At 69.4% G+C, this 18,279-nt stretch carries 11 protein-coding genes; 7 read left to right on the top strand and 4 right to left on the bottom strand.

Annotated features, from left to right (window positions below; translation table 11 throughout):
- The first annotated feature begins 48 nt into the window (after window positions 1-48).
- The 4 genes from ACX9TP_RS43615 to ACX9TP_RS43600 all read left to right on the top strand — a co-directional run bounded on the left by ACX9TP_RS43615 (window position 49) and on the right by ACX9TP_RS43600 (window position 2,623).
- Window positions 49-978: a trypsin-like serine peptidase gene (locus ACX9TP_RS43615; RefSeq protein WP_482976612.1), complete on the top strand. Its 930-nt coding sequence runs from the start codon at window positions 49-51 to the stop codon at window positions 976-978.
- Between the two features lie 115 nt (window positions 979-1,093).
- Window positions 1,094-1,975 (top strand): 2-oxo acid dehydrogenase subunit E2, encoded by an 882-nt coding sequence (locus tag ACX9TP_RS43610; protein WP_482976611.1) that lies wholly within the window; start codon window positions 1,094-1,096, stop codon window positions 1,973-1,975.
- Window positions 1,976-2,006: 31 nt separating this feature from the next.
- Window positions 2,007-2,240: a hypothetical protein gene (locus tag ACX9TP_RS43605; protein WP_482976610.1), complete on the top strand. Its 234-nt coding sequence runs from the start codon at window positions 2,007-2,009 to the stop codon at window positions 2,238-2,240.
- 77 nt (window positions 2,241-2,317) lie between these two features.
- Window positions 2,318-2,623 carry a cyclic-phosphate processing receiver domain-containing protein gene (locus ACX9TP_RS43600; protein WP_482976609.1) on the top strand — a complete coding sequence of 102 codons (306 nt, stop codon included), beginning with the start codon at window positions 2,318-2,320 and terminating at the stop codon, window positions 2,621-2,623.
- An 80-nt stretch (window positions 2,624-2,703) separates the two neighbouring features.
- Here the strand turns inward: ACX9TP_RS43600 and ACX9TP_RS43595 are convergent, their stop codons facing one another.
- Window positions 2,704-3,819 (bottom strand): hypothetical protein, encoded by a 1,116-nt coding sequence (locus tag ACX9TP_RS43595; RefSeq protein ID WP_482976608.1) that lies wholly within the window; start codon window positions 3,817-3,819, stop codon window positions 2,704-2,706.
- Between the two features lie 465 nt (window positions 3,820-4,284).
- Window positions 4,285-6,594 carry a TonB-dependent receptor gene (locus tag ACX9TP_RS43590; protein WP_482976607.1) on the bottom strand — a complete coding sequence of 770 codons (2,310 nt, stop codon included), beginning with the start codon at window positions 6,592-6,594 and terminating at the stop codon, window positions 4,285-4,287.
- Window positions 6,595-6,819: 225 nt separating this feature from the next.
- On the opposite strand from ACX9TP_RS43590, the gene ACX9TP_RS43585 reads away from it, so the two are divergent.
- From ACX9TP_RS43585 to ACX9TP_RS43575, 3 genes are all read left to right on the top strand, one after another.
- Window positions 6,820-7,674: a hypothetical protein gene (locus ACX9TP_RS43585; RefSeq protein WP_482976606.1), complete on the top strand. Its 855-nt coding sequence runs from the start codon at window positions 6,820-6,822 to the stop codon at window positions 7,672-7,674.
- Window positions 7,675-8,136: 462 nt separating this feature from the next.
- A complete protein-coding gene (locus tag ACX9TP_RS43580) occupies window positions 8,137-15,309 on the top strand; it encodes a HAMP domain-containing protein (RefSeq protein WP_482982320.1) in 7,173 nt (2,390 codons plus the stop codon).
- Between the two features lie 97 nt (window positions 15,310-15,406).
- Window positions 15,407-17,389, top strand: a complete 1,983-nt coding sequence (locus tag ACX9TP_RS43575; protein WP_482976605.1) for a hybrid sensor histidine kinase/response regulator — start codon at window positions 15,407-15,409, stop codon at window positions 17,387-17,389.
- Window positions 17,390-17,402: 13 nt separating this feature from the next.
- Here ACX9TP_RS43575 and ACX9TP_RS43570 read toward each other — a convergent pair whose 3' ends face one another.
- Entirely contained in the window at window positions 17,403-17,690 is a 288-nt protein-coding gene (locus ACX9TP_RS43570; protein WP_482976604.1) for a hypothetical protein, read from the bottom strand.
- 50 nt (window positions 17,691-17,740) lie between these two features.
- Window positions 17,741-18,058: a type II toxin-antitoxin system RelE family toxin gene (locus tag ACX9TP_RS43565; RefSeq protein ID WP_482976603.1), complete on the bottom strand. Its 318-nt coding sequence runs from the start codon at window positions 18,056-18,058 to the stop codon at window positions 17,741-17,743.
- Window positions 18,059-18,279: the final 221 nt, after the last annotated feature.

The raw sequence follows: 18,279 nt of genomic DNA, 5'->3' as shown, positions 1-18,279 counted from the left end.
CACCGGCCCGACACAGCAGCAGCGCAGTCAAAAAGGGAGGAGCGAAACATGGACACGGTAGAGAATGACGGCGGTTCCACGGGCAACGAGCGGCTGGGCAGTGTCAGCAACACGGACGTCAGGGCCACCGAGCTGGAGGCGGCTCCGGCGGTCCTGGATGCCCTGCCAGGGGGGGCGGGCAAGGACGTGGGCATCGGGCTGTCGGCGCGAGACCTGCTGGTGCGCGGCACCGAGCCCTTCAAGCGCCCCGCGCGCAGGCCCTCGGCGCTGGAGAGCATCATTGGCGTCGATGAGCGCGTCCGCATCCTCGACACCGACTCCGCGCCCTGGCGGATGATCTGCTCCCTCCTCATCCTCGGAAAGGGAGGCGCCGCCATCGGCACAGGATGGTTCGCCGGACCGAAGACGCTCATCACTGCGGGGCACTGCGTCTACGACAAGGCGATGCTGGGGGGCTGGGCGCAGGAGATCCACATCTACCCGGGCCGCAGCGGCGTGCGGGAGCCGTTCCCTCGGCTCTCGTCCAAGCGTTTCTCGGCGACCAGCCGTTGGTTCTCCTCTCAGGACCCGGACTTCGACTACGCGGCCATCCACCTCGGGGATGAGGCGAAGGTCGTGACGGATGTCACCGGCTGGTTCTCCACGTCGGTGCGCACGGATGTGGCGCTCCTGGGCCAGCGGGTGAATGTCTCCGGCTACCCGGGGGACAAGGGGTTCGGCGAGCTGCAGGGCAGCGAGCAGTGGTTCCACGCGAAGCAGGTCGTCCACGTCTCGCCGCTGCGGCTCTTCTACGACGTGGACACGATGGGTGGGCAGAGCGGAGCGCCTGTCTGGGTGCAGACGGATAGTGGTCCGCAGGCCGTGGGCATCCACGCCTATGGTGCCGGCGGGGCGGTCCATCTAGGGCTTGAGGCCAACTCCGCGCCGCGCATCACCCAGGAGGTGCTCGACGTCATCAAGGGCTGGCTGAAGAAGTAGGCCCGCCCGCGTTGGAACATGGCGCCCTGGAGGCAGACCGCGGTGTCACCGCCAGGGCGCCAGGTGCCGGCCACGGTTGCACGGCGCACATCCTCGTGCGAAGCCGGGGCTCCGCGTGGACCTCGACCTGAAGCCAGCGCCGCCGTCCGGTGCCTTCCGCAAGCTCGCGCTGGGCACGTGGCGCTCGCCGAGAGACCCCAGCGCGTACGCGGCGCTGGAGGTGCGCATGGAGCGGACGCTCGCATACCTCGAGGCGTACCGCGCGCGCACCGGTCGGCGCCTCACGGTGACGCACCTGGTGGCCAAGGCCGCCGCGGACGCGCTGCGCGTGTACCCCGAGGCCAACGTGCTGCTGCGGTGGAACCGGCCCTCGCTGCGCAGGGACGTGGGCGTCTGCGTGCTGGTGGTGCAGCCCGCGGAGGCAGGCCGCGCGGACCTGACCACGGCCACCGTGCACCGCGCGGACACGCTGTCGCTGGGCACCTTCGTGGAGGAGATGGAGTCGCGCATCTCCGACGTGCGCGCGCGCCGGGACGCCGTCATCGAGCGGGGCAAGCGCCGCTCCTACCGCATCCCCGGGCTGTTCATGGGGCTGGCGCTGCGGCTGTTGTCCTTCGTCTGGTACACGCTGAACGTGGACCTGCGGTGGGGGGGGATGCCGAGAGACCCGTTTGGCTCCGTGGCGGTGACGAGCCTGGGCTCGCTGGGGCTGGAGCGGGGCTACGTGGCCATGATTCCGTACACGCGGGTGCCGCTGCTGCTGGCCCCGGGCGCGGTGCGGCGCGTCCCCGTGGTGGAGGACGGCGTGCTGGTGCCGGGCATGCAACTGGCGCTCACCTGCACCTGGGACGCGCGCCTCCTCGACGTGGAGCTGATTGCCCGGGTGTTGCGCCACATCGGCGCCGCGCTGGAGGACCCGGAAGCCGTGTGGGGGGCGCCGGCAGCCGTTCCCGGTGGGGAACCCCCGGGGGCTGCCAGCGGGACGCCGGTGGGGTAGAAAGGGGCTCGTTGCTCCTGGAGGTACCGTCATGCCCGTGGATACGAACCGACGCATCAGCTCCGCCCGCCCCGTGGGCCGCGCGCTGGGTGGGCAGGACCGCTACGAGAAGGAAGCCCTCGAGGGCCCGGCCGAAGGCTCGCTCGCCATGACCCGCCGGCAGCGCCTGTCCGGGGGCCCCGTGAAGACGGGCGAGGAGAGCCCCTTCGCCGCGAAGCTGCGGCGGCTCGCGGGTGGGACTCCCTCGGACGACGGGGAGCGCTGAGCCCCTTGAGCCTCACGTGACGTGAGGGTGTACCCAGCTCGTTCCGCCGCACCGTCGCGGCGGAGGAGTGGACGGCGATGAAGGTCTACCTGGATGACGAGCGCCCCACGCCCGAGGGCTGGGTGCCGGTGCGGTGGCCCGAGGAGGCGATTTCCCTGCTCGAAGGCGGGCAGGTGACGGAGCTGAGCCTGGACCATGACCTTGGCGATGACGCGCACGGCACCGGGTACGACGTCCTGCTCTGGGTGGAGGAGGCCGTGGCGACGCGGAGCTTCGTGCCGCCGCGTCTTCGCGTGCACTCGGCGAACAGCTCCGCGCGCACGAAGATGGAGCTGGCCATCGAGCGCATCGAGCGCTTCGCCCGTGAGCGCGGGGGTGGGTGAGAAAGCCTCCGGGGCGCCAGGAGGGTCGACAGCTCCCTCCTGGCGGCCCGGAGTGGGACGCGCGTGGGGCGCGCTTCACTTCATCGAGTCCGGGGCCGGGTCTGCTGCCGGGGCTGGGCGCTCTGCTGCTTGGCCCGGGGGACGACCTGGATGCGGGTCGCGTAGCTGTCGCCGTCGGCGGCATGGTTGAACGAGGCCTGGACGGGAGTGCCCGCGGGGATGCTCTGCACGGAGATGCTCCGGCCGCGGTACGTGGCGCGCGTCTTGTCGCCGACGAAGAGCGTGTAGAGGTCGCCGGTCTCCGAGTCTCGCAGCTGGATGCGGTCCTTCGTCGTGGCGGCCACCTGTCCCTGCATGAGGACGCTCGCCACCACGGTGTTGTTCGGGTCCGCCGCGGGCGCCGAGCCCGCCGTGCCCGAGCCGCCCGTGCCCGTGGCGTCCGTACGCCGCAGCTCGGCCACTTCCCGCTGGAGCTCCTGGACCTGGGCGCGCAGCCGGGTCACCTCTTGCGAGTCGGTGGCCGTGCCGGCTGCCCCTGCACCCGCGGCGCTCGCGCTCCCACCGCCCGCTCCGCCGCCGCCAGTCCCGCCACCACCGGTCGCACCTCCGCTGGCGCCACCACCGGTTGCGCCGCCGGACGCGCCGCCACCCGTTGCCCCGCCGCTTGCGCCGCCACCCGTTGCACCGCCGCTTGCGCCGCCACCCGTTGCACCGCCACTCATTCCGCCGCCGGTCGCGCCACCACTGGTGCCGCCACCGGTGCCGCTCACATCCGAGTCGCTGGTGCCCGAGCCGCCCGTGCCTGTCGTGCCGGTACCGCTCACATCCGAGTCGCTGGTGCCCGAGCCGCCCGTGCCCGTGCCGCTCACATCCGTACCGCTGGTGCCCGAGCCCGTGGTGCCGGTGCCGCTCACATTCGGGTCGCTGGTGCCCGAGCCGCCTGTGCCCGTACCGCTCACATCCGTACCACTGGTGCCCGAGCCGCCCGAGCCCGTGGTGCCGGTGCCACTCACATCCGAGCCCGTCGTGCCGGTGCCTTGCGTCGTCCCCGAGCCACCCGTACCGACGGTTCCCGTCGTGCCCGTTCCTGTCGCGGTGCCTGCTTCCCCGGTGCCAACGCTCGTCCCCGTCGAGCCCGCGCCTGTCGTCGCGCCGGTATTCGTCCCGGCGCCACCCGTGCCTCCGGTCCCGCCCACGGTCGTCCCCGTTCCTCCTGCCGCGGTTCCGCTCTGACCGCTGCCGCCGGTTCCATCAACCGTGTCCGCCTGGGTTCCCGTGCCCGTGTTGGTTCCCGTCGTCGTGCCGCCCGTGGTGCCTGTCGTGCCCTGCGGCGCCGTCGTCTGGGATGTCCCCGTGCCACCCTGGGTGCCAGTGGCACCGCCGCTCGTGGCTCCACCTGCGGCCGCGCCTCCGCCTGAGCTGCCGCCTGCTGATTGGGCAAGCCCCACGCTCGAGAGCAAGAAGCTGAAGGCGAGGGCCGCAGTGGTAATCGCGCGTCGCATGGTCGGTTCCTTTCCCTTCCCACCGCAAAGGTGAGGTCCGAGAGCGGGGCGACAAGCGCGCATCAACCACGCCATGCGAAAGCACGGCTGCATGCCAGGACCCGGAGCGGGAGCCACCCGGCCTGCCCCGGGCAACCGTTCCGGGGCGCCTCGCGAACCTCAGAAGGTGTACCGCGCCCCGAAGCGCACCTGACGGGGGGCCTGGTAGCGCACGATGACGGGCGCCACACCCTCCGAGGTGTCACGCGCCTCCATCCTGGCCGGCTCCTGGGCGTTGAGGACGTTGAACACGTCGAGGCGGAACGTCACTTCGTGCTCCTTGCGGAGGGCGTACCGCACGCCGAGGTACACATCCAACGACTGCATCCACGGAGTGCGTTTCTCCGCGCCCTCCACCAGCGCGCCCGATGCGCCCAGGTACGAAGCACCAACGTTCGCCCACAGCTTGCGAGCGGTGCCGAGGCGAAACTCCCGGGCGCCGTAAGCGCGAATGACGTGAGGCCTGTCCAGCGGCAGCCGCTGTATCGGCGCGAGCCCGTCCCACACCGCGAACGGGCTCACGAAATTGCCGGTCAGCTTCGACCAGGTGTAGCTCGCCTGGGCCTGCCACCCAGCCAGGTAGAGGAGGCGCAGCGCCACGGTCACCGCGTCGTAGGTGCGCGCCGCGCGCGGCGAATCCGAAGCGAGCCCGGAGCCGGGGTTGGCGAGCACGACACCACTCCCGTCCGCCCGGGGCAGGAGTGCGAGCCCGTCCTCCAGCTCCCGGTGCGTATACGTCGCGCCGAGGAGGGTGCGCCACATGACCTCGTACTCGAACCCCGCGACGACCTCGTTGGAGGACATGGGGTCGAGGTCCGGGTCCAGCGCCACGTCCGTCACGGAGTCCGGCGTGGTGGCCGGTGCGTCCAGGAGTCCCAGCGGAATCAGTCCCTGGAACCTCCCGTAGTGCGCGAACACCTTCATCCGGCCGTTGGCCCGCGGGTCGACAATCAGGCCCACGCGGGGTGACAGCCGGGCGCTGCTGACGGGGGCCGAGCCTGCCGCGTCGCCTTCGAGGCGCTGCAGGTCGTACCGGGCGCCAACATTCAGGGTGAAGCGGTTGGCGAGGTTCCAGCTGTCCTGCACGAAGCCACCAAGGACCGTGCTGGGAGTCCGTGAACCCGCCCGCTCATAGACGAGCCATTCCGCGTCCACGCCTGCCTTCGCCACGTGCGTTCCCATCCCGTGGGCGAACCAGAGGGCCCTGGCATTGGCCTGGTAGCGCTCCAGCGAGGGGTCTCCCAGGCCGGTCACCCGCTGGGACAGCCAGCCCGCGTGGACATCGAGCAGCACCTTCTTGTCCGCGAACGCGCCGCTGTGGTGAAGCGCCGTCAGCGTCGTTTTCGCACTCCCTTCCTCCTGGGAGGAGGGCGCGGTGACGGCTGTCAGCGACACGTGGTGGTCAGGGTTGATGAGATACGTCAGCTTGCCCACGGCCTGGAGGCTGCGCGCGTCGTCGAACGTGCGGGAGGTGCTCCCCGCCGTGCCCGGAGCCTGGAGGATGCGCGTCCGCTCCATGCGGCTCAGTGCCGGCGTGACGCCCGCGAAGAACCACAGCGTGTCCTCGAGCACCGGGCCGCCCAGGGTGGCACCGAAGTCTCCCTGGTGCTCGAGCGCATCCTGGCTCACGAGTCCCGTGCTCGCGCGGCGCCCCTCCAGCAGGCCCGGCGTCCAGAAGGCGAAGATGGAGCCATGCAGCTCGTTGGATCCTGACCGGGTATGCGTCTCCAGGAGCCCTCCCGTGGCACGGCCGAACTCCGGCATGTACCCGCCCGAGACGAGGTTGCCAGCCTGGGTCAGCTCGGCGCTCAAGGAGAGCGTATTGAGTCCCAGCACCGCGTCGCGGATGGACAAACCGTCCAGCCGGTACTCGTTCTCGAAGACGGAGGCGCCGTTGATGGAGAGTCCCTCCGTTTCGTCCAATACGCCCGGGACGAGCGGAGCGGCGTCGTCGGCCGAGCGGACCGCGCCGAGCGGCCCGGAGAACCGGCCCACCACCCTGTAGAGGTCGAACTCGAGAAAGAGATCCTGACCCGTCGTCGTGCTGCCGACATCGATGCCCGGTGGGCTACAGCCCAACGTGAACTCTTCGAGTGTTTCAGGCGCGAGCGACGCGTCGAGGCGCGTGGAGTACCCCTCCCGCAGCGGCACCTCGGTGCGTGCGTAGGGGCGGAACAGCTCCTTCTCGAACCGCAAGGTGTAACTCCCCGGAGGCAGTCCCGGAATCCGGTACACGCCCTGCGCATCCGTCACCACGGTCTGCTCACCCTGAAGCGACGGAGAGGTCGCCGTGACGACGACATCGCCGACGGGAACCCACGTTTCGCCGTCCTTCACCGTGCCGAAGATGACCCCGTGCGCCTCGGCGCCGAGCGCCCCGGACGCCAGGAGCACCGCCAGGACCCACACGGCCCGAAACCACCCCTTCATGCCCATGCTCGAATCCCTTCCGCCGGACCGCGAGCTTGTCCCCCACGGGAGGCGCACATTCCTCACCGTTGCATCACGGTTGCCGCATGAATCGACGAGCAACCAGCCAGCCTCGGGCGTACGTGGAAAGCCTTCGCGCCCGTTCTGTGCTGTCCTGCATGGGCGCCGCGTGGACGCGACACAGGAGCCGCCGTGACGGGACGGGAGGGGCCGACGACCGGGAGCATGAAGGGAGGCCGCGCCTCCGCGAGGGCCGTGCGTCTGCTCAGCGCCCGCCCCTGGCCGCTCACCGTCGCCATCGCCGGCACGCTCGGGCTGCTCGTCTACACCGCCACCACCAGCCTGCCCTACCTCATCTCCTCACCCACCGCGGACCCGCACTTCGGCGCGCTCAACGACTGTCTCTCCCGCGCGCTGCCCGCGCCCCGGCTCGGCTGGGCCGTGTCTCCGGATGCCTCGCGCGCCGCCGTCTACGGCCCGCGCGCCGTGGCGGTCTGCGGCCCCGACGGTGTCCCCACGCGGCTGGAGGTGGCGGGAGCGCTCGCCGCCACCTTCGCCGGAGACAACCGGCTCTGGGTCTCCGCCGGAGGCCGCCTGCTGCGCGAGGAGCGTGGCGCCCTTCGTCCGGTAGGCGACTTCGCGCCCGTTTCACTCTCCGGCCACGCGGGCGGGGTGCTCGCCCTGGACGAGACCGGGCAGCTCGTCTCCGTCTCGTCCGAGGGGGGTGTGCTCGGGCAGGTGACCGTTCCCGGTGCCGGGGCCCGGCTGTCCGTGGGAGCCTCCGGCACCCTCGCCGCCGTGCTCGATCAGGGAATCCTCCGCATCTTCGACGCCCGCACGCTTGCCCCGCTGCCCGCCGAGCCCCCGTGCCCCGTGTCGGGCCTGTGGTGGCTGGATGCGCCGGATCGGCTGCTGATCGGCTGCTCGCCAGAAGGGACTCCGGCCTTCACGCTGGACCTGCGCGCCGGGACGCACGCCCTGGCGCCGGGCACCCCGGCAACGCCTGCACGTCGGCTCCTCGGCCGGGCTCTCTATGTCGAGGGTTGCGACGGTTTTCCGTGCACGGCCCCAGCCCCCTGAGATGTTGGTAGAAGGCTCTGGCGCCCCGTGTTTCACGGGGTGTCCGAGCGTGTGGGCCCTCAGGGTTCACTACTGGACGGACAGGCCCCCGCGGAACCGGCTTGGAATCGACAAGCCCGCGAACTCCCTGGAGATTCGCGCCGCCGGGCGCCGCTCAGAGCACTGCTGCAGCGTTCATCCCATCAGAGGTTTTCCAGCGTGGACGACACCAAGCTCCCCAATCCCAACGCCAACGGCCGCAAGCGCGCCTCGCGGAAGTCTCCCGCGAATGGGTCTCCCCATTCCGAGGCCTCCACCAGCGCCGGCGCCGAGCGAGAGAATGTCGCTGCCAACCGGCTGCGGGCCGAGCGTGCGCGCACGCGTGCCGCCGAGCCGAAGGCCGAGGAGCCCGTTATCAGCGGCGGTCGTGGCGGCGGTGCCCGCACGCCGGGCGCTGGGGCCCGCGTGCGCAATGGCCACCCCATGCAGCCGCTGCTCGCCGCGCTCCGGTCGGTCCAGGCCGGTGACTTCTCCGTGCGCCTGCCCGGGGGCTCCACCGACCCGGTGATGGAGGAGATTGCCCTCACCTTCAACGCAATGGTGACGCTCAACTCCGCGATGACGCACGAGATTGTCCGCGTCGAGCGCGTCGTCGGCCGCGAGGGCCGCATGGGCGAGCGCGTCTCGCTGGGTGACGTGCGCGGCGACTGGGCCACCGGCGTCAACTCCATCAACGCCCTCATCGGCGACCTGGTGCAGCCCACCACGGAAGTCGCGCGCGTGCTGGTGGCGGTGGCCGAAGGCGACCTCACCCAGAAGATGCCGCTGGAGATCGACGGCCAGCCGGTGAAGGGTGAGTTCCTCCGCATCGGCACCACCGTCAACGCGATGATGGACCAGCTCAACTCGTTCGCCGCCGAGGTGACGCGCGTCGCCAAGGAAGTGGGCAGCGACGGCAAGCTGGGGGGGCAGGCCGACGTGAAGGGCGTGTCCGGCGTGTGGAAGGACCTCACGGACAACGTGAACCTGATGGCCAACAACCTCACGGCCCAGGTGCGCAACATCGCCGAGGTGTCCACGGCCGTCGCCAACGGCGACCTGTCCAAGAAGATCACCGTCGACGCGCGCGGAGAGGTCTTCGAGCTGAAGAGCACCATCAACACGATGGTGGACCAGCTCAACGGCTTCGCCTCGGAAGTGACCCGCGTGGCCCGCGAGGTGGGCACCGAGGGGAAGCTGGGCGGTCAGGCCGCGGTGCCCGGTGTGTCCGGCACGTGGAAGGACCTCACGGACAACGTGAACTTCATGGCGTCCAACCTCACCACCCAGGTGCGCGGCATCGTCAAGGTGGTGACGGCCGTCGCCAACGGTGACCTCACCCAGAAGCTGATGGTGCCGTCGCAGGGTGAGATTGCCGCGCTGGGCGCGACGCTCAACAACATGACGGACACGCTCAACGTGTTCGCGCAGCAGGTGACCAGCGTCGCCCGCACGGTGGGCGTCGAGGGCAAGCTGGGCGCCCAGGCCCAGGTGCCCGGTGCCGCCGGCACGTGGAAGGACCTCACGGACAACGTGAACCTGATGGCCAACAACCTCACGGCCCAGGTGCGCAACATCGCCGAGGTGACGACGGCCGTCGCCAAGGGCGACCTGTCCAAGAAGATCACCGTGGACGTGAAGGGCGAGGTGCTCGAGCTGAAGGACACCATCAACACGATGGTGGACCAGCTCCGCGCCTTCGCCTCCGAGGTGACGCGCGTTGCTCGCGAGGTGGGCACCGACGGAAAGCTCGGTGGCCAGGCCGACGTGAAGGGCGTCGCCGGCGTGTGGAAGGACCTCACGGACAACGTGAACTACATGGCCTCCAACCTCACCACGCAGGTGCGGAACATCGCGCTGGTGACGACCTCGGTGGCCAATGGTGACCTGTCCAAGAAGATCACCGTCGACGCTCGCGGCGAGATTCTGGAGCTGAAGAACACCATCAACACGATGGTGGACCAGCTGAACTCGTTCGCCTCGGAAGTGACGCGCGTCGCTCGCGAGGTCGGTACGCACGGCAAGCTGGGCGGACAGGCCGAAGTGCGCGGCGTGTCCGGCACGTGGAAGGACCTCACGGACAACGTGAACGTGATGGCCGTCAACCTCACCACCCAGGTGCGAGGCATCGCCAAGGTGGTGACGGCCGTCGCGAATGGTGACCTCACCCAGCGCCTGAAGATGGAGGCCAAGGGTGAAGTCGCCGAGCTGGCCGACACCATCAACGCGATGACGCAGACGCTGTCCATCTTCGCCCAGCAGGTGACGGACGTCGCCCGCACGGTGGGCGTGGAAGGCAAGCTGGGCGCCCAGGCGGTGGTGCCCGGAGTGGCCGGCACGTGGAAGGACCTCACGAACAACGTGAACCTCCTCGCGAACAACCTCACCGACCAGGTCCGTAACATCGCCGAGGTGACCACGGCCGTCGCCCGGGGCGACCTGTCGCGCAAGATTACGGTCGACGCGAAGGGCGAGGTGCTGGAGCTCAAGAGCACCATCAACACGATGGTGGACCAGCTCCGCGCCTTCGCCTCCGAAGTGACGCGCGTCGCGAAGGAAGTGGGTACGGAAGGAAAGCTCGGCGGTCAGGCCGACGTGAAGGGCGTGTCCGGCGTCTGGAAGGACCTCACCGACAACGTGAACTTCATGGCGTCCAACCTCACCAGCCAGGTGCGCGGCATCGTGCGCGTGGTGACGGCGGTCGCCAACGGAGACCTCACCCAGAAGCTGATGATGGATGCCAAGGGCGAGATTGCCGCCCTCGCGGACACCATCAACGCGATGACGCAGACGCTGTCCATCTTCGCCCAGCAGGTGACGGACGTCGCCCGCACGGTGGGCGTGGAAGGCAAGCTGGGCGCCCAGGCGGAGGTGCCGGGCGTCGCGGGCACGTGGAAGGACCTCACGAACAACGTGAACCTGCTCGCGAACAACCTCACCGCGCAGGTGCGAAACATCGCCGAAGTCACCACCGCCGTCGCGAATGGTGACCTCTCCAAGAAGATCACGGTCGATGCGAAGGGCGAGGTGCTGGAGCTCAAGAGCACCATCAACACGATGGTGGACCAGCTCCGCGCGTTCGCCGCCGAAGTGACTCGCGTCGCCAAGGAAGTCGGCACGGAAGGCAAGCTGGGCGGTCAGGCCGACGTGAAGGGCGTGTCCGGCGTGTGGAAGGACCTCACCGACAACGTGAACGTCCTCGCCGGCAACCTCACCGACCAGGTGCGAAACATCGCCAAGGTGACGACGGCCGTCGCCAACGGCGACCTGTCGCAGAAGATCACCGTGTCCGTGAAGGGCGAGGTGCTCGAGCTGAAGAACACCATCAACACGATGGTGGACCAGCTCCGCGCGTTCGCCTCCGAGGTGACTCGCGTCGCCAAGGAAGTCGGCACGGAAGGCAAGCTGGGCGGTCAGGCCGCGGTGCCCGGAGTCGCGGGTGTGTGGAAGGACCTCACGGACAACGTGAACGTCCTCGCCGGCAACCTCACCGACCAGGTGCGAAACATCGCCAAGGTGACGACGGCCGTCGCGAACGGCGACCTGTCGCAGAAGATCTCCGTCGAGGCGCGCGGCGAAATCCTGGAGCTCAAGAGCACCATCAACACGATGGTGGACCAGCTCCGCGCCTTCGCCGCCGAGGTGACGCGCGTCGCGAAGGAAGTGGGTACGGACGGCAAGCTGGGAGGGCAAGCCGCGGTGCCGGGTGTCGCCGGTACGTGGAAGGACCTCACGGACAACGTGAACAGCATGGCCTCCAACCTCACCGCGCAGGTGCGAAACATCGCGCTGGTGACGACGGCCGTCGCCAATGGTGACCTGTCCAAGAAGATCACCGTCGATGCAAAGGGTGAGATTCTCGAGCTGAAGGACACCATCAACATCATGGTGGACCAGCTCAACAGCTTCGCCTCCGAAGTGACGCGCGTGGCCCGCGAAGTCGGTACGGAAGGAAAGCTGGGAGGGCAGGCGGAAGTGCGCGGCGTGTCCGGCGTCTGGAAGGACCTGACGGACAACGTGAACTTCATGGCCCGCAACCTCACCACGCAGGTGCGCGGCATCGTCAAGGTCGTGACGGCCGTCGCCAACGGCGACCTGAAGCAGAAGCTGGTCGTGGAAGCGAAGGGCGAGGTGGCCGCGCTCGCGGAGACCATCAACAACATGACGGACACGCTGGGCACCTTCGCCGAGCAGGTGTCCACGGTGGCCCGCGAGGTGGGTGTCGAAGGGAAGCTGGGTGGTCAGGCCCGTGTGCCCGGTGTGGCCGGCACGTGGAAGGACCTCACCGACAACGTGAACTTCATGGCGTCCAACCTCACCACGCAGGTGCGCGGCATCGTGCGCGTGGTGACGGCCGTCGCGAATGGCGACCTGACCCAGAAGCTCATCGTCGACGCGAAGGGCGAGGTCGCCGCGCTCGCGGACACCATCAACAACATGACGGACACGCTGGGCACCTTCGCCGAGCAGGTGTCCACGGTGGCCCGCGAGGTGGGTATCGAAGGAAAGCTGGGCGGCCAGGCCCGCGTGCCCGGTGCGCGCGGCACGTGGCGGCAGCTGACCGACAACGTGAACCAGCTCGCCGGCACCCTGACGAGCCAGCTGCGCGCCATCTCCGACGTCGCCACCGCGGTGACGAAGGGCGACCTGACTCGCAGCATCACCGTCGTCGCGGAAGGCGAAGTCGCCGCGCTGAAGGACAACATCAACCAGATGATCGTCAACCTGCGTGAGACCACGCAGAAGAACCAGGAGCAGGACTGGCTCAAGACGAACCTGGCGAAGTTCTCCGGCATGATGCAGGGCCAGAAGAGCCTGGACGCCGTCAGCCGCCTCATCATGAGCGAGCTGACGCCGCTGGTCTCCGCCCACCACGGCGCCTTCTTCCTCGTGGACGGCGAGTCCGGAACGCCGCTGCTCAAGCTCACCAGCACCTACGCGTACCGGGAGCGCAAGCACATCGCCAACCGGTTCCGGCTGGGCGAGGGGCTCGTCGGTCAGGCCGCGCTGGAGCGGAAGACGATTCTGCTCACCCGGGTGCCCTCGGACTACATCACCATCTCCTCGGGCCTGGGTGAGTCCGCGCCGCTCAACATCATCGTCCTGCCCGTCCTCTTCGAGGGCGAGGTCAAGGCGGTCATCGAGCTGGCGTCGTTCCACCCGTTCAGCGCGATTCACCAGATCTTCCTGGACCAGCTCACCGAGAGCATCGGCGTGGTCCTGAACATGATCATCGCCAACATGCGCACGGAGCAGCTGCTGCTCCAGTCGCAGGGCCTCACGCAGGAGCTGCAGAGCCAGTCCAAGGAGCTCACGCAGCAGCAGGACCAGCTCAAGCGCACCAACATCGAGCTGGAGGAGAAGGCGAAGCTGCTCGAGGAGCAGAACCGGCGCGTCGAGGAGAAGAACAACGAGGTGGAGCGCGCCCGCGTCAGCCTCGAGGAGAAGGCGGAGCAGCTCACCGTCATCTCCAAGTACAAGAGCGAGTTCCTGGCCAACATGAGCCACGAGCTGCGCACGCCGCTCAACTCGCTGCTCATCCTCGCCAAGCTCCTGGCGGACAACAAGGACGGCAACCTCAGCAACAAGCAGGTCGAGTACGCGAACACCATCTACGCGTCCGGTGGAGACCTGCTCAGCCTCATCAACGAGATTCTGGACCTCTCCAAGGTGGAGGCCGGGAAGATGCAGGTGGAGCCGCGGGACATCGTCCTGTCGGAGCTCAACCAGTTCATCGACCGTGGCTTCCGCCCGGTGGCGGAGCAGAAGGGGCTGTCCTTCACGGTGGAGGTGGCGCCGGGCTCGCCGCGGCACATCCGCACGGACCCGCAGCGCCTGCAGCAGGTGCTGAAGAACCTCTTGTCCAACGCCTTCAAGTTCACCGACGAGGGCAGCGTCAAGATGAGGGTGGCCCTGGCGGAGCGGACCGTGCGGTTCGACCACGAGGTGCTCAAGCGCTCGCGGCACGTCATCGCCTTCTCGGTGACGGACACGGGCATCGGCATCGCCAAGGACAAGCAGCGCCTCATCTTCGAGGCGTTCCAGCAGGCGGACGGCTCCACCGCGCGCAAGTACGGCGGCACCGGCCTGGGCCTGTCCATCAGCCGCGAAATCGCCAAGCTGCTGGGCGGCGAAATCCACGTGCAGAGCGAGCCGAAGAAGGGCAGCACCTTCACGCTCTACCTGCCGCCCGAGTACGTCAGCCCGGAGGACGACGGCCTGCCGCCGCTGTCCGGCACGGGCGACGGCATCCCCCGCGTGCCCGCGGCGCTCGAGCCCATGTCCTCGCTCCCGGCGTCGACTCCGGCCCTGGCTCCGGCCCACGTCCCGCCGGCCGTGGCGGAGAGCAGCCACGTGCTGGACGCGGCGCTGCCGCCGCAGGTGGAGTCCTCGCTCGCGCCCGTCTCGGTGGAGGATGACCGCGAGCACATCCGCGAGGGGGACCGCGTCCTGCTCGTCATCGAGGACGACGTGAAGTTCGCCCGCATCATGGTGCAGATGGCGCGGGAGAAGGGCTTCAAGGCGCTGGTGGCCACCCGCGGCGACACCGGCCTGTCCATGGCCAACGAGTACCAGCCGCACGCAATCACCCTGGACATCCAGCTGCCCGTGGTGGACGGCTGGAGCGTGCTGGACCGCCTCAAGCGCAACCCGCGCACGCGGCACATCCCGGTGCACGTCATCAGCGTCATGGACAAGCACCAGGGCAACGCGCAGGGCGCCTTCGGCTACCTCACCAAGCCCGTCAGCAAGGAGGGCCTGGAGCGCGTCTTCAACCAGCTCTCCAGCTTCCTGGAGCGCAAGGAGCGCAGGCTGCTGCTGGTGGAGGACGACGACGTCCAGCGCGACAGCCTGGTGAAGCTGCTCAGCGAGGGCGGCGACGTGGCCGTCACCGCCGTGGCCACCGGGGAAGAGGTCCTCAAGAAGCTGGAGGAGAACGAGTACGACTGCCTCGTCATCGACCTGCTGCTGCCCGACACGGACGGCACCAAGCTGGTGGAGGAGGTGAAGACGCAGCAGCGCTTCCGCGATTTGCCCATCGTCGTCTACACGGGCAAGGAGCTGACGCCCAAGGACGAGGCGCGGCTGCGCCGCTACACCGGCAGCGTCATCCTCAAGAGCGGCTCCAAGAGCCCGGAGCTGCTCCTGAGCGACACGGCGCTCTTCCTCCACCGGCTGGACCAGAACCTGCCGCCCCGCGCGCGGGCCGCGCTGTCCCAGCGCAACGAGAAGGACTCGGAGCTCACCGCCAAGAAGGTGCTCGTCGTCGACGACGACATGCGCAACATCTTCGCCCTCACCAGCGTGCTGGAGAACCACGGCATGCAGGTGGTCTTCGCGGAGAACGGGCGCGCGGCCATCGAGATGCTGGAGCAGCACCGCGACGTCGACATCGTCCTCATGGACGTGATGATGCCGGAGATGGACGGCTATGAGACCATGCGTGCGATTCGCAAGGACCTCAAGTACGCCAGCCTCCCCATCATCGCCGTCACGGCGAAGGCGCTGAAGGACGACCGCGAGAAGTGCATGGCCGCCGGGGCGAGCGACTACCTGCCCAAGCCGGTGGATACCGACAAGCTGCTGGAGCTCATCCGTCTGTGGGTGAGCGCCTGACAGCCTGAGTGATGGCTAGCACACGGCTGGCCACCGTCGGGCTTGGGCTCGACGGTGGCTGCGCCTAGCCTGTCCGCCATCCCTTCATCCCATCTCCATGACGCCTAGCGAACACATCCCGGCCGAACGCACCCAGGAAGGCGCCGCGCGCCCTCGGGCGAGCATCTTGATGGTGGACGACCACCCGTCCAACCTGCTGGCGCTCGAGGCCATCCTCGACCCGCTGGGGCAGGAGCTGGTGAAGGCCACCAGCGGTGAAGAGGCGCTCAAGTTCCTGCTCAAGCGCGACTTCGCCGTCATCCTGATGGACGTGCAGATGCCGGGGCTGGACGGCTTCCAGACGGCGACCATCATCAAGCAGCGCGAGCGCACGCGCACCATCCCCATCATCTTCCTCACCGCGCTCAGCCGCGACGCGGCCCACGTCTTCAAGGGCTACGCGCACGGCGCGGTGGACTACCTGCTCAAGCCGTTCGACCCGGAAATCCTCCGCTCCAAGGTCAGCGTCTTCGTGGACCTGTTCCTCAAGGAGCAGCAGATCCAACGGCAGGCGGCGCAGCTGCGCCAGCGCGAGCGCGAGGCGCTGGAGCGGCAGAGCGAGCTGCGCTACCGGCGGCTCACCGAGTCGCTGCCCGAGGTGATGTGGGCGGCGCGGCCGGACGGCTCGTTCACCTACGCCAACCGCGCCGGGCGCGACTACACCGGCATCCAGGAGGACGAGCCGCTGTCGCTCGCCACCTTCCTGGACTTCGTCCACCCGTTGGACCGCGAGGACATGCGCAACGTGTGGGAGCAGGCCATCCGCCTGGGCCAGCGCGTGGAGCGCGAGTTCCGCCTGCGCCGCTTCGACGGCGTCTACCGCTGGCACCTGGCGCGCGCGGTGCCCGAGCGCGACGAGACGGGCCAGCTGGTGGGCTGGATTGCCATCGCCACGGACATCGACGACAAGCGCCGGGCGGAAGAGGCGCTGGGGCGCTTCAAGACGACGCTGGACGCCACGCTGGACTGCGTCCTCATGTTCTCCCCCGACTCGCTGACGCTCACCTACGCCAACGCGGGCGCGGCCAAGCAGCTCGCCGGCACCGTGGACGAGTTGGTGGGGCTGTCCGTGCTGGAGGTGGAGGGCGCCTTCGACGACGAGGGCTACCGCAAGCTCCTGGCCCCGCTGCTCAGCGGCACGCTGCCGAGCCAGACGTACTCCACCACCCACCGCCGCCGCGACGGCAGCGAGGTGCCGGTGGAGGTGGTGCTCCAGTACGTGGGCGCCGACGAGGGCCCGGGCCGCTTCATCTCCGTGGCGCGCGACATCACCGAGCGGCAGCGCGCGGAGACGGCGCTGCGGCTGGCCAGCGAGGCCAAGGACGCCTTCCTCGCCGCGGCCAGCCACGAGCTGCGCACCCCGCTGGCGGCGGCCAAGGGCCACGCGCACCTGGCGCTGCTCAAGCTGGGCAACGAGACGGAGGCCGGCCCCGGCAAGTCGCTGAAAATCATCAACCGGCAGATAGACCGGATGGCCAAGCTGGTGGAGGACCTGCTGGACATCAGCCGCCTGCAGGCGGGCCGCCTGTCGCTGGAGCTGGAGCGCTTCGACATGAGCGACCTCGTGCGCGAGACGAGAGACCGCATGGCGGTGCTCTCGCAGGGCCACGAGCTGCACGTGGAGGCGCCGGAGCACCTGGAGGGCACGTGGGACCGCGGGCGCCTGGACCAGGTGCTCACCAACCTCCTGTCCAACGCCATGCGCTACTCCCCGGAGGGCGGGCCGGTGCTGGTGCGGCTCACCGGCGAGGACGAGGAGGGCGTGCACCTGGCCGTGAAGGACCGCGGCGTGGGCATCCCCAAGGAGAAGCAGGCGCTCATCTTCGAGCGCTTCGGCCGCGCGCACGGCAGCAAGTACGGCGGGCTGGGGCTGGGGCTCACCATCAGCCAGGGCATCGTCGAGCAGCACGGCGGCCGCATCTGGGTGGAGTCCGCGGGCCAGCCCGGCGAGGGCTCCACCTTCCACGTGTGGCTGCCGCGCGAGACGGTGCCGCAGCTGGCCACCGTGCACCAGGCGTCCAGCACGCGCTCCGCGAGCTGAGGGCGACCGCGCGCTACCGCACCCGGGGCGGGCCCCCGGGGCGCGGCGGCTTCACGCCCGTCACCCACAGCACCCGCGTGGAGGGCTCCAGCCGGTACGTCACCCCGTGGCCGGAGCCGCGCAGCTCGAACTCCTCCGCCGACTCCTCGTCGCTGACCCACTGGCGCAGGCCCACCGTCGCGGCGACGCCCGCCAGCAGCGAGTCCAGGAGCGCGCGCTCCCCGGGGGACAGCGCGGACCACGCGGCACGCGCCTCCCACGCGGTGTCGATGCGCCACGCCCCGCTTCTCTGCCTTCCCATGCTCATGGCTGATTCGTCGGGGGCCCTGGCCTGCGCCGCCCGCGGGCCCGCTACCGGGGGCCTGGCGGCGGCGGAAAGGTGGTCAGCCGGAGCGTGACTTCCGTCAGCCGGATGGCGGCCCGCACGGCGTCTACCTGGTAGAGCAGGACGAAGTCCCCCACGGTGAGCGACAGCGCCGTGTCCACCCCGGCCTCCGCGATGACGCCCGGGTCCGGCAGCCGCCCTTCGGAGGCGAGCGTCGCCAGCGCCGTCAGCCGCTGCTGCAGGACGCCATAGTCCTGATGGGAGAGGTGGCCGAGCTGCCGCCATGCGGACGGTGCGACCTCGACTGCGTACGAGGGGGAGGATGAGGGGGTGGGGGATTCCATGCGCACCCCGCCTCCAAGCAACCTCCGCACCACCGCGAGGGTGCCAGGAATCACACGTTTGGCTCAGGCCCCGGGGAAAGGGCCTGTAGAAATTCCGGAGCCCCTCACGAGCGGGTCTGTAACTTTTTCGATTCGCGTGTCTCCGGGACGCATTTCGGCCCCGCGGGGCTGTTGCCTCGCGGACAGGCAGAAGATTTTGGGGGGCGTCGCCGCTCCCGCCG

This window comes from Pyxidicoccus sp. M15 (assembly GCF_056858435.1).
The sequence above is the reverse complement of the archived record's forward strand: the minus strand, read 5'-3'. Positions and strand labels throughout refer to the sequence as shown.

Excerpts from the sequence above, each read along its gene's own strand:
- ACX9TP_RS43575 (WP_482976605.1), top strand. The coding sequence starts at position 15,407 with ATGACGCCTAGCGAACACATCCCGGCCGAACGCACCCAGGAAGGCGCC.
- ACX9TP_RS43600 (WP_482976609.1), top strand. The coding sequence starts at position 2,318 with ATGAAGGTCTACCTGGATGACGAGCGCCCCACGCCCGAGGGCTGGGTG.
- ACX9TP_RS43615 (WP_482976612.1), top strand. The coding sequence starts at position 49 with ATGGACACGGTAGAGAATGACGGCGGTTCCACGGGCAACGAGCGGCTG.
- ACX9TP_RS43590 (WP_482976607.1), bottom strand. The coding sequence starts at position 6,594 with ATGAAGGGGTGGTTTCGGGCCGTGTGGGTCCTGGCGGTGCTCCTGGCG.
- ACX9TP_RS43580 (WP_482982320.1), top strand. The coding sequence starts at position 8,137 with ATGCAGCCGCTGCTCGCCGCGCTCCGGTCGGTCCAGGCCGGTGACTTC.
- ACX9TP_RS43570 (WP_482976604.1), bottom strand. The coding sequence starts at position 17,690 with ATGGGAAGGCAGAGAAGCGGGGCGTGGCGCATCGACACCGCGTGGGAG.
- ACX9TP_RS43605 (WP_482976610.1), top strand. The coding sequence starts at position 2,007 with ATGCCCGTGGATACGAACCGACGCATCAGCTCCGCCCGCCCCGTGGGC.
- ACX9TP_RS43585 (WP_482976606.1), top strand. The coding sequence starts at position 6,820 with ATGAAGGGAGGCCGCGCCTCCGCGAGGGCCGTGCGTCTGCTCAGCGCC.
- ACX9TP_RS43565 (WP_482976603.1), bottom strand. The coding sequence starts at position 18,058 with ATGGAATCCCCCACCCCCTCATCCTCCCCCTCGTACGCAGTCGAGGTC.